This window comes from Facklamia miroungae (assembly GCF_012396555.1).
Taxonomy (GTDB): Bacteria; Bacillota; Bacilli; order Lactobacillales; family Aerococcaceae; genus Facklamia; species Facklamia miroungae.
Window position 1 is genome coordinate 138,125 of record NZ_JAAXPS010000004.1, and the last position, 15,188, is coordinate 153,312.

Consider the following 15,188-nt stretch of genomic DNA (forward strand, 5'->3'; position numbering starts at 1 on the left):
CTATGTTACTAAAAGATTTATTTGATATTGACAGTTTCCAATCTTTTTTTGAAAAAGGCGGCTGGTTTAGCATCAATGAAAATTTACAAAGTGTGCTAAAAGCGTTGCTCAATATTGCCTTTGGCTTAATCAAATACCTTGTTCTGGCATTAGATTATGTGATAGACAAACTCTTTAGTTTAAATTTATTAGAAGGAGTATTACCAGATTTATTCTCTACTACCGGTGCTATTTACAACAAATTATTCAGTGTTGTAGGGATTCTCCTTTTTACATTTGTGATTGTCATTTCAGTGAAGGATTTTTTTGAAAAAGGAATCAGCAAGGCATTAATACGTTTTGGTATTTTCACCTTAATCTACGTTGGCAGTATGACCTTTTTTGCCGATGGTGCCAACAAAGTTCAAGAAGTGAATACCCTTTCTCAAAATGTGCAAGGACAGTTAGTTGATTTAACAAGTGGTAGTCTAACAAAAAACACTGGCAATATCTCAGAAAAGTTACTTGGATCAAATCAACAACTAGACGGAACAAGTAATATCCGAAATCTCATTTTTGATGAATTTGTTATTAAACCGTATGCTTTACTCAACTTTGGAAAAACAGACGTATCAAAAGAGGAATTTGAATCCTATCTCGTTAAAAGTGGCGAAACATTTGATCAAAAAAAGACAGACGAAATTGCAGATAAAATAAAAAAAGACTCCGAAAAAAATTCTTATCTCACCTCAGATCGTATGACCGAAAAAGTTGCTGTTTTATTAAATACATTTATTATGCTAATCGTGATTGGAACGGCTGTACTAATTATCGGAGTTGCAAACATTTTAATCCAGCTATTAATTTACGGCATCCTCTTTCTCTTTCCTTCAATACTATTTTTAGCTTTGATTCCAAATATGCACCATCTGTTAAAAAATGGCTTCATGTTATTAGGAACACTGTTTGCTTCAAAGATAGGGATTGGATTCGGTTTTGGTCTCTTGTTCTCTATTTTAAATTTGTTAGATACTTTTTTTGTTGTCACAAACATTGTCACTATGATTGTGGGACTGTTTGTCAAAGTTTTGTTGGGGCTATTTATCTGGAAGAATAAAGGACAGATTGTTCGTTCATTGACGAAAGGTAAAGCAGAGCTAAAAGACTTTTCTTTCAACCCAAAACAAGCTATTCAAGAAAGGCAACAACAACGAGCACAAAAAGAAAATCAGCAAAATCGCTATGCTGAACAAGACTATAAAACACAAACCGCAGAAAATGATTATCTTCGATCAGGTATAGAGCTAGATCACGGTTATCGTCAAAATGAACTACAGGATAATTTATTAGTGCAAGCTGGGGAGGAAGAAACTTCTCTTTATCAAACGACAATGCCTTTTGATAAACAACCAATGGAGTCCAAAGAAGAACCACTTCCTACCGATACTTTTGATGTAAACGACTCAGAAGAATCATTTAACTATCCTGTTGAGAAAACTCCTGGTTCTGTCTCAAATACAGAGCCATTACTCGCTGAAACCGCATTACCTACAGAAGAGGTTGATGATCATTTGCTTAGCCCAGATGCTTTAACAGATGAAACAGAAATACCTGTTGAATCATTCATTGAAACAAGCAATGTAAAGGACGACTCATCAGAAACAGAGCCACACCTCCCTTCTCCAGTTACAGAACAAGAAGCTCAGCAACTAGAAAAAGAAATCAGTCATCTAAGGAAAGAAACCTATACTACGCCAGAATTTAGTGAGGAACAAGCCTATGAAAATGCGTAAGTTATTTCCCTTGCTTTTTTTGGGCTTCTTTTTCGTTTTTTTTATGCTCATCGCTGGCAGTAGTTCTTCTACTACACACACAGCCTCCGAAGAAGGACAAAACCTGCCAGAAGTAGTGCTTCGTTGGAAAGATAAAGTCACAAAAGAAGCTACTAAAAATGAAATTCCAGAAGCGGTTCCTTACTTATTAGGAATCATTATGGCAGAATCAGGTGGAAATTCAGAAAAATATCCCGATATAATGCAATGTTCCGAAAGCCAAGGAAAACAACCAAATTCAATTCAAGATCCAAACGAATCTATTGAGGTTGGCGTAAAATATTTTGCAGATATGTGGAAAGGACATCGTGATTACGATGTTTTAAATATTGTACAAGCCTATAATTTTGGCGGTGGCTTTCTAAGTAATTCAGGTAAGAGCTACTCTCTGGATAATGCAATTCAATTCTCAAAAACTCAAGCAGGTGGAAAAACAATCACTTACACTAATCCTATAGCTGTCAGCTTAGGCTATGATTATCGTTATGCGTACGGCAATATGTTTTATGCTCAAATTGTTAAGCAATACATCACGTCTACTTCCAACAACAATAGTCAAGGGAATGCAGCAATTGTAAAGGCAGCACTTAAAGAATTGGATGAAGGAACACATGAGGGTGGAACGAAATATTGGCAATGGTATGGCTTTAATGGACGTGTAGAATGGTGCGCTATTTTTGTTTCTTATAATGCGGAAAAAGTTGGGGTTAAAATGGAACGTTTCGCCTATTGCCCAACAGGTATTGAAAACTTTAAAGCTAAAAATCAATGGCTAGAAGGAGGGAATCTTCCTAAAAGTGGTAATATCATCTTTTTTGATTGGGATGGTGATTCTATCAGTGACCATGTTGGGATTGTTGAGAAAGTAGAAAATGAAGTTGTTTACACACTTGAAGGAAATTCTGGTGATATGATTGCAAAACAAAATTATAAAAAAAACAGCCCTTATATTATGGGGTATGGGACACCTTGACTTTATTCACATAGTTTTTCAAAAGTTTTCAATTTAACATAAATTATTCATGTTCAATAAAAATAGCGCAAAATCATATAAAACCCAAATACCTCATGAGAAAATTTGGGTTTTACTTTTTATTCATTTTAGAATTTATGCATCTATCTATGATTTTCAGCCTTCGAAAACTTCTAATAAAATTGGATCTACATCATTATTTTGAATATCAGTTACAACTTTCAACATAATATCTTTATCTAATTTGCAAGACACAGTCATTCTGTTTTGATTATAGATACCATCTACAATTTCTTGATTTATTTTTACTTCATCATTTCTTGCTTCTGAAGTAATTTGATTATAATCACCTAATACAAATGCGATTGAATCCCACACCCAGCGATCCCGATCTATCGATTTTTCACCAGAATCAATGACAGAAGTATGATTTTGTATAATTAATGCTAACCATCCGGGAAGATAATTAGCAACAGTGTCAGGAAATACATGTCCGATTATTTCTACACTCATTGATTTATCTGAAATAGAAATATTAGAATCATAGTTTAATGTGTATCGATCTTTTGAAGCGCATACCATTTGACTCGTATTGTTATTGTAGTCTAAAGCCAGATATGATTTTAATAAATCATCGTCTTTAATGTGAACTACCTTTGGTGTTACCCAATAATCTATTGTTTCAGGAATTGATGATGCCGAAACCTCAGAAAATGGTATTAAAAGGAGTAATACTATCACAAACGCTAACAATGTGCTAATTAATTTTTTCACTATTTATTCACCTTCCTTCATTTTTTAGTGTGATAATCACGGTTGCTTGTTGATTTTCATTTTTTATGGAGATTAAACCATTCATTTTTTTTATCATCAAATCTGACATATATAAACCTAGCCCAAAATGCTCTTTTTCCCTTTGACATTTATCGGAATAAAATGGAATGAACTCCCCCTTTAAATACTCATCTGAAAATAGAGAATCTGTATTACTAATAGAAATTGTAGTTTCTGAAAGAGTTTGGATAACCGAACATTCAATTTCTCCACCTATGTCTACATGTTCAACTGCATTTGATAAAACATTTTGAATAATCCTTGTAATCATTAGTTGATCACAATATATGGTTATCAAATTGTCTTTGTAATTTTCTCGAATTTTAATTTCATTCATTTTACATAACGAAGAGAACTCTACTATAGTCGAATGTAAAATATCAATTATGTTAAGTTCTTCATATTTCAAAGTATAGCTATCAGTGTTTAAACGAGTTATTTTGAGCAACTCAGTTAATAATTTATCGATTCTAGAAACTTCAGAAGCAATCACAGAACATCTTTCCTGCACAGCGGAATCTTCTGATAACATCTCTAATAATTCAGTTTCAGCATTGATTATAGTTAATGGTGTTCTTACATCATGTGCAATAGAAGAAAATAATTGTTTCTGTACAATTGATTTTTTTCGAGATTCATCTAATAAATTGTTTAATTCAATCCTCATTTTATTGATCTGTCTAGATAATTCACCAAATTCTTTGTTATTAAAATCGGGTAGTGGCGTTGATAAATCCCCCTCTTCAATCTCTTTTAAATGAGTTTCTACTATTATAAATTTTGACCGAATCGCTCGATATAGTTTAGTAGTAAAAATGCTAAGAAAAATAATAAATAACATAAATGGACTAGCTACTATAAAATATTGAAATACAACATTTATATAATCTACTACCTGATTGCCTGTTGAAAAGGCAGGATAAATCATTAATATTTTGACAGTAGGATAATGATCAAATACTTTAAAAGAATACATTTCATTATTTTCCACAAATGAGTGAGTACCATTAGACGTTTCGTTCAACTTAATACCATTATTTGGAAAATCATCACTTTTGATTTGTTTCTTCCCATCAATAGTTATCAAATATTGAAATTTAGAATCTTTATTGGGAATATCCCTGTTTTCGCCTAATAAAAGATTGGGGATTTCTTTCTCTACAGATTTTAAAAAAGACTCCGAATAAACTTTTTCATAATAATTTCTAGGGAATACAGATAACCAAATTAACCAAAATATAAGTATTACAAAAAATAAAGCAACTGTAGATGTAACTACTTTTATGACCAATAAGTTGAATGAACGCTTAAGTGAATAGTTATTTTTCATATTTAGGCTCCCAAATATAACCCAATCCATATTTGGTCTGTATGTATGAAAAATTAGAATCATGTTCAGCTAATTTAGATCTAATTTTTTTGATGTGTTCAGTAACTGTACTTAAACTACTTTCGCTATCATATCCCCAAATTGTTTCGAAAATTTGATCTTTACTTATAACACTTCCGATATTACTAATTAATTTCTCTATAACTAAATATTCTTTCTTAGGGAATACAACAATAGTATCATTTACAACAATCTGCTTTTTTTCTTTATTCAAAACTACGTTTTGAGTACGGATCATTTTTCGGGGAAGATTGTTTCTATTTTCTCTTCTTAGATGGCTATCTATCTTTACTTTTAACTGCTTCAAGCTAAATGGTTTAGTAATGTAATCATCTCCACCACTTTCTAAACCGCTAATAATATCTTCTTCTAATCCTAAAGCGCTAATAAAAATAATTGGGTATGAAATAGTATCCCGGATACGTTTACAGATATTAATACCATTAATATTGGGCAGCATAACATCCAATAGCATTAAATCAAAATATGAAATATCTATCTCATCTAATTCCTGAAATGAATGAACAACAGTCACTTTATAGTTATTCATTTCTAAATATTGTTTTACCAAATCTGTGATTTGAATATCATCATCAACATAAATAATCTCAATCATAAAAATCTCCACCATTGCTTGCCTAATCAAGTAAAAATACTGCATCCCAATTGGTCTCTTTATTCCCTATCATAGACAAAATAGGAAGCAATACACCAGTTACACCATCAAGTATACCAATAGTATTAATCATTTTCATCTCTTGTTGATTTTGATCGTTTGTATTGTGCTCCCAATTAGGAAATCCAAATGGAAGTTTTTCATCGTAAAAAGATATAGTTTCATTCATCAATCGCTTAGACTCAAGATTGAACGCCTCAATTTTGGTATTTTCATAAAATTTCTTATAAATATATGAGACACCAATATAACCATGACAAAATGTTGGTGATATAAGCCCAATTTCAGAATCAATAGCTGCTTCCATAGTTTCACAAGCTATATTCAAAAGTTTCTTATTTTTTAAAGCTTGTGAAGCTTTCAATAAAGAATAAGCTACCCCGGGTCTACCATAGCACCAAGCATCTCGACTATCTTCAAATATTGTTTTTTTATTATTTAATTTTCGTATATCTATCATACTAGGCCAATTTTTATGTTTAGTATCTAGGTTTGATGTTAATAATTCACTTATAGATAAAATAGCCTCTCTAAGACCAGAGACTTGAATGTTTGAATTAAACGCTTTAGACATCACAATTAAAGGACCTGAGATACCATGAGACACTCCAAGATTAATTACCCCGTCTGGAAAGATATCCCTTTCTTCTTGCAGAAATAAATTTTTAGCAGATATATGCCAATAAGGAACATCAAACTCTTTATAATTATATTTTTTTGATAACTTCACAAAATAACGCAGAATATCTTTTATTTGCTTCACAAAACACGTTTTATTCAGATCATTTATCAACATATAATTAAGGATACCCGATAAACCTTGAATGGTATCGTAGTTAAACATCAAAGTTTCCTCATTCGAACTAATCAGTTCAAATTTTTCTTGAATTAAATCTTTTAGATATTCATCTAGACTTTCTTTAAATTTTCCATAATATTTCCCATTGTTTGAACTCTCATAGATAGCCAGACAAATTCCGCTACAACCAGAGAACAGTGACGGTTCCTCGATTCCATAAAGAGTTACCAATTCTATTAATTTTTGTATATATTCATTACAATAATCCATCCACCCTTCATTTGGATATTGCCGATCAAGTTCTGCATAAAGTAAGCATAGACCTGGAATTCCATGACTCATCGTCAAAGGAGCATTAGGAAACATCTTCTCATTTCCATAATTTAAATAATTATCTTTTTCTAATAATACTTGTTCTATATAGTCAAAATTTTTTAATTTAAATGCTATTTTCTTTATATCGGAAACTACCTTATTCATGCCTTTCCCCCTTTTAATAAGAAATTTCTTTTTCATAAAGTTCTCTATAAGTGGAACAAATAGATAAGAGTTGGTCATGGGTTCCTATACCAACAACATGACCATTATCTAGAACAATAATTTTGCTTGCACCTTTAGCAACCCCGATTTTATGCGTAATAAATACGCCAATTTTTTCATTTGGTAACTTGAAAAATTCATCAAATACTTTAGCTTCTGCAGTAGCGTCAAGTGCAGCACTAGGTTCATCTAAAAGATAGACATCACAATTCTTATAATGTGCTCGTGCCAATGCAATTTTTTGCCATTGTCCACCAGATAATTCTTGGCCATCGTTAAACCAATTACCTAATTGTTTATCAAGCAAATATTTATTTTTAAATTTACTTTTTTTTAAAAAATCAACTTCTAATTTACCTAATACTTCAGTAACCTTGCGACGATTTTGTTTATCTGGTAGTTCTCCTAAAGCGATGTTATCCAGCAAGCTCATTTCTAATTTCAAAAAATCTTGAAACAAAACTGACATTCTATCCCTATAACTATTTTTGTTTATAAATTCAAGTGAAATGTCATTAATATAAATTGCCCCAGAAGATGGCTTATAAAGACCAGCTAAAATTTTTAATAAGGTTGTTTTACCCGATCCATTTTTTCCTATAATCGCAACTTTATCTCCTTTTTCTATTTTAAACTCAATATTTTGTAATACATCAGTAGATTCATAAGAATATGATATCTGATCAAATTTGATCGACTGAATTTGATTTACCTCTTCCCCTTGATTTGTTGGATCACAAGGTAATTCCATAAAAAGATCAAGCAAATTCATATACATATTACTATTATAAATTGAGTACAAAGAAGTAATAATTGACATAGTATTATTTTGAATCATGCTAACAGACTTAATATATGAAGTGACATTACCAAGAAGAAGTTTTCCTTCAAATGCTTCTATGATTGCTAAAATCAGTACAGCAGAACTTACTAGCTCTTGCAATATATTGAATAGAATAGAAACAACTCCTTGTTTCTTGTTAATGGCATTTTCTTGATTAATGAAGTCGTCTTTTAAATTCCAATATTTAGTTAAAAAGAAATCTTTAAGATTATTTACCTTTATTTCTTTAAATGCAAAATCGTGTGTCATAAGATAGCTAAGATACCAACTTTCCCTCTCTTTATTGCTTCTCTTGTAACGCATTTCAAATTCTTCTTGTCCTATCTTCAAGTAATAAAACGCTGATATACAAGGAACTGCAATTACTAAAATAATTGTCCAAGGCTTCCATAAAAACAAAATAGAGGCAACTGATAATAAAGTGACTAGTGACGAAATGAAAGTGAGGATTGCTTGAAAAGTTTGATAGGGTTTAGTAGAAATATCATTTTCCAACCGTGTGATCTGATCATAAATATCAGAGTTTTCAAATTGTTCAACTGACAACTCACCACATTTTTCCATGACTATATAATTGAGCTTATAGTTTAACAATATTTGCAATTTACTTGAGTAATACGAACTGACACTACTTATTAAATCTGCAAATATTGAAAATAAGATATAAAACACAAATATTGTTATTGTAGTTTTCATTCCACCGGTTTGTATTTGTAAACTATTTAATAACGATTGGGATAATAGTACTGAAATAGTGGGCGCCAGGCCACTCAATATGGTCAAAACAAAAACAATTACTGATAATTTTTTATTAATTGAAAAAATCAAATAGATTGTTTTGAAGATGCGTTGGATATTACTTTTGATCCTTTTTTTCATTTTCTATCATCATCTTTCGTTTATATCTTTGCCCTTTTAGTGTATGGAGTGCAAAGAAATAAATTTTTCTTTCAAACTCCCTATCAGTACCAAATAGTCTGTTACAATGTAAATGAATTACACTCAGAATAATGTCTTCCAGATAATTTGTTAACTCATTACTATCACTTAATGATTTGGCATACATTTGAACTGTATTTTGACGCAAATCTATTAACTCAATTAGTTCTCTGTTCTTTGTATCGTTCTTAAAAACATCCCAATTATTATAGGAATCAAAATATTTAATATACTCATTTTTTAGATCTTTGAAATCTGATGTGAAATTATCATTGCCAACAGTTGTTTCTAATAATTCTATTTGGTCCTCAAAAGCTATTCCAAATGAATTGAGATAGTGCAGGACTGAGACCACACCAATTTTTTCTTTCTGTTCATCACTGTCCATCAATTTGACTACTACTTTGCTATCTATTTGAAATACTTTTTCAGCTAATGGCATTAACTCTTGACCACCATATCTTTCGTTTTCCGGATAATAAGTATCTATTATATACTTAGATACTAATTTTGAATGTCGTAGTGGAGAGATAAAGTTATTAAATCGCTCTGCTATTTCAAAAATATATTGCTTATCAGCCTTAATACGTAATCGTATATGTGGTAAAGGGTCCGAATACCTCATGAAGTAGTAAGTATCTATAGGTATATCTAACAAAAGTTCTTCTATAAAATAATTGATAGATTTAATCACTTCTTCTTCATTGACATCAGAACAGTATAGTTTATAAAATAGCCAATTTTCAAAAGGAGGAAATCCATTTTCGCCATTGTTTCTGTTACTCATTCTTGTATTTAGATTTGTTTCAATTGAGTCTTCAAGATTTCTTAAAAAAGGTATAACCACTTCAACTGGTTTCTCCCCATTACAAATAGATTTTAAATTTTCGCCTTTTTCAATTCCACGTATAATTATTTCCCCGAGCTGATTGTATTTTTTATAAATTAAATCAATATAAACTTGTTCATTAATATCTACTAAAATGCGATTATCAGCACTTTGTAAATAAAATACATCTGGAATATTCAATTTAGTTTTAATATCCATAAAGTGAATAATGAATTGTTCTTTTGTTAATTTGTTATTTGAAAGATTTAAAACATACTTATTTATCTTCCATAATTCAGTTTCAATCACTATGTTTTTATATTCAATTTGTGGAACATATGAAAATTGGCTATAAACTTCACTCCAAGGAAAACTGCTCCAAACTAATTCATCTTGTAATGAGATTTCTTGCATTAATCGAATACCATTGTCTGCAATTGTAGGATTTAACATATTATTACTCGTTATAAGTATTTTTTTATTATTCACACAATTCCTAAGGTAAAACTTACCATTTTCAACACCTACTAGAATATCTGTCATTTTAACTTCATTTTCTTTATCATAAGAATTAGTATGCAGAGAAATGTTCTTATTGTTAATTGTAAAATCTCGTGTCACATTTCCCGATCTTATATTTTTGGGAAGATAAACTAATTCATATACTTCTTCTTTGCTTGAAGCATTGAATTGATTATCAAATTCTTTTATAACTTCTAAATATTGATTGGAAAATAAGCAAATCGACCAAATGTTTTTCCAGCTTTATTTGACCCTATATTAGGTCCAAGATAAAACTTTTTCTTATTTTCAAATTCTTTAACGAAAAAATTAAGTTCCAGGCTTTTAGGAATAATTTTATTCTCTTTCTTTTCGATATAAGATGATATATCTTCAAAATCTAATGTAATGGAGGTATTCAGTTTAATAGATTGAATATATTTATTCAGGAAATAATCCTTTAAATCATTTTTATCAGTTAAATTTTCCAGAGGAGTCGTATAACGATTTTGAGGTTGTGAATAATTCGATGGTGCACCAATACCTAAGGTTTCATCTAGCAATTCATATATTGGAACATCAATATATTCGCCATACCTCTCTAAAAATCTTAATTGAAATTCATCTAGATATTTATTTCTTTGATATTTGGCTATTTCTAATAGAAATGATGCAAAATCCTCCAGTTGATTCATATCTTCCTTAGCCAAAATTAAAGAATTTGTTTGAACTTCACAGTCTACTTGGAGATAACTTTTAGAACTAATTTCTTTTAAGCTTCTCATTTTCCCTACAATATTTTTATATAATGTTATGCCCTCTCCAATTTCGGTATTTTGATATAAATTTATATCCTTTTGGATTTCTATTAGTAAATCCCTATAATGCTTAGTTGATGAACTACTATTCATTTTATTTATTACCCAAACTAATTCATCTACATTAGTAAGAGGTGGACGTAGACTTGAAATTAAAAACTCCTTTTCTACTAATGTATTTAAAAATGATTGAAATACTTCTTTATTGCGTTCTGGATATTCCGCTTGTAAATAAGTTACTAATTTATCGAAACTTAGAAAGTCTTCTTGAAGTAGCTTACTATAGATTATTTCAAAGGGTCTGTTCAAATTAATACTAACCTTATCTGTTTTTGAATCTGTATTATAAGGTAAAAAAACTCTATTTCCAATAATGTATAAACTACTATTCAATCGAAAATCTAAATTTGAAGAGTAGTTTATTTCAATATATTTAACAAAATTTATTAACCATTCAAGATCAATTCTAGCATGCTTAATAAACTTGGTTTTTTCATTATTCAAATCACTTAATCTATTTTTATTTATATCAATTAATCCAGCACCTGAAAATAATCCAAAAGGTGTTGTACGCGTAGCTGATCTATTTATATAGCTTGTCATGGAGGTAACAAAGTTTCTCTGTTTTTTTGAAGAAAGCTCTTCGAATTTATTTTTTTCGAATAATTCAAATAATGATTGCGAAGCAATTAATAATTGCTCACAAAAAATAGAATTTCCCATCAGTACATCTAGATTGTTCTGTATATCTAAAGCATTCCTTTTAAATTGTTCATCTTGAAAAGGTAAACGTATCATAAATTTATTATTAGCAAATACTAATTTCTTCATATATAATTCACTCCTCAAAAAAGCGGATATGAAATCATATTCATATCCGCTAAGTCATGGCTTAACAACCACCTAGAGAACAGATAATTGAACCACCACAACAATTTGATTTCAATGTGGAATCACCTTTACAAGTATTATTACATGTTCCTGGTGTACACCAAAATAAACTAGTAACACGAGCTTCCTTATTTGGAGCAGATACATTTTGTTTTAAGTTTAGATCAAAATCATCATATTTCGGCATTGCTTTTTCCTCCCCTCATTTTTAAGCACAAGTCCAACAAGTTTTAGTAACACAGACATTAGAACACAACCAATTTGTGTTTGGACATTTGTTATTGCATGTTCCTGGTGTACATAGTATAAAACTAGTCACTCTAAGATTTTTTTGATTTGAACTAGAAGTTTGTTTTAGATTCAAATCAAAGTCATCATACTTAGGCACTTTGATCACTCCTTCACATTTTTTTATATCAGTAACCGGTTACAATTTGAAGTATAAACATAGAATGTAAAGTTTTTATAAACTATCTCTTTTTTTATTTGTTTATAAAAAAGTTATTATTTGTTGTTAAACTAAAATCACTCAATTAGGAGAGGAGCATTGAACATATGGGTTTACTATTAAAAACAGAGAGTTTAACAAAAGAATTTAGCAGACAAGTCGTTGTTAATTCACTCTCTATAAGTGTAAAAAAAAATTCGATTTATGGTTTAGTTGGGCCAAATGGAGCTGGAAAATCAACAACTTTAAAAATGCTAACAGGTAGTTTAAAACCTACAAGTGGGGAAATAATAATTACTGAAGAAGCAAATAATATTCCTACAATTGGATCATTGATTGAAGATCCTGCATTGTATAAGAACCTAACAGCTGAAGAAAATCTTTTAGTTTTAGTAAAACTTTTTGGGTTGAAAAAAGAGCGAATTAAAGAAGTTTTACATCTTGTTGATTTAGAAAATACTGGGGAAAAAATCGTTGCTAAATTTTCTCTAGGAATGAAGCAACGACTAGGCATTGCAGCCGCATTAATAAGACAACCTGAATTACTCATTTTGGATGAACCCACAAACGGTTTAGATCCCATTGGCATTAAGCAACTTCGAGATTTAATTAAGTCCTTTCCTAAGCTTGGAATTACAGTTATAGTGTCCAGTCATAATCTAAATGAAATTCAGCATATGACTAACTACGTTGGAATTATGAATGCTGGTAGTTTGAAATATGAAGGGACGATACCTGACAATACTAATTTAGAAGATTTCTTTCTGGACAGAATAGACTCTGAAGGAGATGTGGTGAAAACAAAATGAAAAACTATATAGCCGCTGAATATATCAAGGGAAAACGTTCTTTCAGTCATTTTTTCTTTATGTGGTTCCCACTGATGGTTGTACTAATCTGTATTCCATTTTCTCAATTTATGTATTTCGATATAAATTTTTTTGTACCCCTCATTTATAACTGGTGGCCAACACTTTTTTTACCCATAGGATTGGCAGTTTTGGGTTATCAATCAATACAAAGAGAAAAGGAAACTCACACTCAGAATTATTATTATTTGTTAAACCAAAATATGTTCTGGAAAACAAAATTAATTACCTTAGCAACTTACTCATTGACAGCTAACATTTTGATAGCTCTTTTGACCATAATTTTAGAGTTCATCATGTATGATTCATCAAATATTATCATTACGAATGTATTATTAGCATCACTAGTTCTCTGGATCACTACATTATTTATTATTCCACTCTCAATTTTATTGGCACAACTAACAACACCAATTTTATCAATTATTGTAAATCTTTTTGGTATTGTAACAGGCATTTTTACCGCGGTAGGAAACCATTGGTATATAAGTCCTTGGGGATGGTCACTACGTTTGATCACTCCAATAATTAAAACAAATCCAAATGGCACGTTACTACAAGAAAATGATCCGTTAAACTCTACTTCAATAGTCTACCCTGGGCTTGGACTTGCTCTTTTGATTTTCATTATTCTTTATATAAGTGTTCCACTAATCTTATCTCGAACTAGGGAGAGTGAATAATAATGACTTTTTCTTTTAGTGCCGAATGGCTTAAAACAAAAAATTCACTTTTTAGAACAACTTTGTATAGCTCTCCAATCTTGTTTAATCTATTAATTTTTGGATACATCTTTTTTACACATCAAAGAGTATCCGAAAGTAGCTTTTATTCTAATTACTTTTCTATTCTCAATTTCTTATTACCTTTTACTGTAAGTTTCATAGTAGCATTGATGAATAACTGTGAGCGAGAAGCTGGAAACTTCAAAAACATCTTTGGATTAAATCATCACTATTACTTTTTATTATCTCAAAAGTTTATCTTTTCGTATTTAGTGATTAGTTTTGTATTTCTATTTAATTCGTTCCTCACAATTATGTTACTTAAGTTTACATTCAATGTATCTTCTATTGTTTTCTACTCTCATTTTTTTTACGGTTTTGCCTTAACATGGATATCTTTTATAACTTCATATATAATATACTTTTTCCTTAGCATCATTTGTAGTCTTATTACGACTCTTTTTATAGGATTGATCTCCTCGTTATTAACAGCTATAGTAGGTCTAACAGCCTTAGGCAATGGAATTTGGATACTCTTTCCTTTTACATGGGGAATCCGCTTTATTACAATAAGCATTAACAATAAATCCCTAGTTGATTTTTTTTATGAACACACTAATTTCAGCTATGTTCTTTTGGTCTCCCCAATAATTTGCTTTCTTGTATTCATAATTATTTGTGTATCTTTATTCAGAAAATAGTCTGTTGATATAAATAACTATCGTCATCTAATTTTAATTTAATGAAACAGCCAAAAGACTATCAAAATATAATTGATAGTTTTTTTGTTGTTATTAGATAGCTTTAAAACCTTTTATTAATAAAGAGGTGATTATTTTGAATTTATTAGAAGAAAAAAGAGCGTTGATGAAGCTTATAGTTGAACTGATCCATGAAAGAAAAGCAATTACCAGTCTTTATGGGGCAATCGAAAAACGATTAAACCAAATAGAAGAAATTGAAAATACTATTTCTGAAGGACCACCGTACACTAAGACGACTATTATTCCAAAGAAAGAAATTGATTACGCAAAATTTAATGATCAAAAAATAAAGCCTTCTTCTATCCCCTATGACATTATTTCTAAGGATATTTGCTATGTCCTGAAAACTTCTGGTATACCAATGAATGCCTCACAAATTTATTCTGTAGTCACTAAAAATCTACATTTCAATTTAGGTTATAAAAACCTAGTAAATAACATTTTACCAAAAATGGTAGACGATAATAACTTGCCTGTTGAAAAAGTTCATAGAGGTTTTTGGCAGTATAGACATACGGAAAAATCACATAGATAAAG

General features: G+C 30.3%; 14 protein-coding genes. 5 read left to right on the forward strand and 9 right to left on the reverse strand.

The features are described from left to right. The first annotated feature begins 2 nt into the window (after window positions 1-2). Together HF969_RS05685 and HF969_RS05690 are read left to right on the forward strand one after the other, a co-directional pair. Window positions 3-1,772 (forward strand): CD3337/EF1877 family mobilome membrane protein, encoded by a 1,770-nt coding sequence (locus tag HF969_RS05685; protein WP_090289794.1) that lies wholly within the window; start codon window positions 3-5, stop codon window positions 1,770-1,772. Next, window positions 1,759-2,784, forward strand: a complete 1,026-nt coding sequence (locus HF969_RS05690; RefSeq protein ID WP_090289793.1) for a lysozyme family protein — start codon at window positions 1,759-1,761, stop codon at window positions 2,782-2,784. Before HF969_RS05685 ends, HF969_RS05690 begins: the two co-directional genes overlap by 14 nt. Before the next feature lie 156 nt (window positions 2,785-2,940). Here HF969_RS05690 and HF969_RS05695 read toward each other — a convergent pair whose 3' ends face one another. From HF969_RS05695 to HF969_RS10195, 9 genes are all read right to left on the reverse strand, one after another. Further along, on the reverse strand, window positions 2,941-3,558 hold the full coding sequence (locus HF969_RS05695) for a hypothetical protein (protein WP_090289792.1): 618 nt from the start codon (window positions 3,556-3,558) through the stop codon (window positions 2,941-2,943). 7 nt (window positions 3,559-3,565) lie between these two features. Then, a complete protein-coding gene (locus tag HF969_RS05700) occupies window positions 3,566-4,948 on the reverse strand; it encodes a HAMP domain-containing sensor histidine kinase (protein WP_090289791.1) in 1,383 nt (460 codons plus the stop codon). After that, window positions 4,938-5,624, reverse strand: coding sequence for a response regulator transcription factor (locus tag HF969_RS05705; protein ID WP_168427168.1), 687 nt, complete (start codon window positions 5,622-5,624; stop codon window positions 4,938-4,940). The genes HF969_RS05700 and HF969_RS05705 overlap by 11 nt, the downstream gene beginning before the upstream one ends. 22 nt (window positions 5,625-5,646) lie before the next feature. Next, a complete protein-coding gene (locus tag HF969_RS05710; protein ID WP_168427169.1) occupies window positions 5,647-6,963 on the reverse strand; it encodes a lanthionine synthetase C family protein in 1,317 nt (438 codons plus the stop codon). Window positions 6,964-6,976: 13 nt separating this feature from the next. Continuing rightward, window positions 6,977-8,746, reverse strand: coding sequence for an ABC transporter ATP-binding protein (locus tag HF969_RS05715; protein WP_090289788.1), 1,770 nt, complete (start codon window positions 8,744-8,746; stop codon window positions 6,977-6,979). Next, window positions 8,724-10,388, reverse strand: a complete 1,665-nt coding sequence (locus tag HF969_RS10125) for a lantibiotic dehydratase (protein ID WP_345719098.1) — start codon at window positions 10,386-10,388, stop codon at window positions 8,724-8,726. The genes HF969_RS05715 and HF969_RS10125 overlap by 23 nt, the downstream gene beginning before the upstream one ends. Next, window positions 10,352-11,785: a lantibiotic dehydratase gene (locus tag HF969_RS05725; RefSeq protein WP_090289786.1), complete on the reverse strand. Its 1,434-nt coding sequence runs from the start codon at window positions 11,783-11,785 to the stop codon at window positions 10,352-10,354. The genes HF969_RS10125 and HF969_RS05725 overlap by 37 nt, the downstream gene beginning before the upstream one ends. Before the next feature lie 61 nt (window positions 11,786-11,846). Then, window positions 11,847-12,032 carry an FDLD family class I lanthipeptide gene (locus HF969_RS05730; protein ID WP_090289785.1) on the reverse strand — a complete coding sequence of 62 codons (186 nt, stop codon included), beginning with the start codon at window positions 12,030-12,032 and terminating at the stop codon, window positions 11,847-11,849. A 21-nt stretch (window positions 12,033-12,053) separates the two neighbouring features. Continuing rightward, entirely contained in the window at window positions 12,054-12,242 is a 189-nt protein-coding gene (locus tag HF969_RS10195) for an FDLD family class I lanthipeptide (protein ID WP_425591396.1), read from the reverse strand. 158 nt (window positions 12,243-12,400) lie between these two features. Here HF969_RS10195 and HF969_RS05735 point away from each other — a divergent pair, with 158 nt between their 5' ends. From HF969_RS05735 to HF969_RS09885, 3 genes are all read left to right on the forward strand, one after another. Then, window positions 12,401-13,102, forward strand: a complete 702-nt coding sequence (locus HF969_RS05735) for an ATP-binding cassette domain-containing protein (protein WP_090289784.1) — start codon at window positions 12,401-12,403, stop codon at window positions 13,100-13,102. Next, a complete protein-coding gene (locus HF969_RS05740; protein WP_090289783.1) occupies window positions 13,099-13,845 on the forward strand; it encodes a lantibiotic immunity ABC transporter MutE/EpiE family permease subunit in 747 nt (248 codons plus the stop codon). The genes HF969_RS05735 and HF969_RS05740 overlap by 4 nt, the downstream gene beginning before the upstream one ends. Window positions 13,846-14,724: 879 nt before the next feature. Next, entirely contained in the window at window positions 14,725-15,186 is a 462-nt protein-coding gene (locus tag HF969_RS09885) for a hypothetical protein (protein ID WP_180363664.1), read from the forward strand. The last annotated feature ends 2 nt before the right edge of the window (window positions 15,187-15,188 follow it).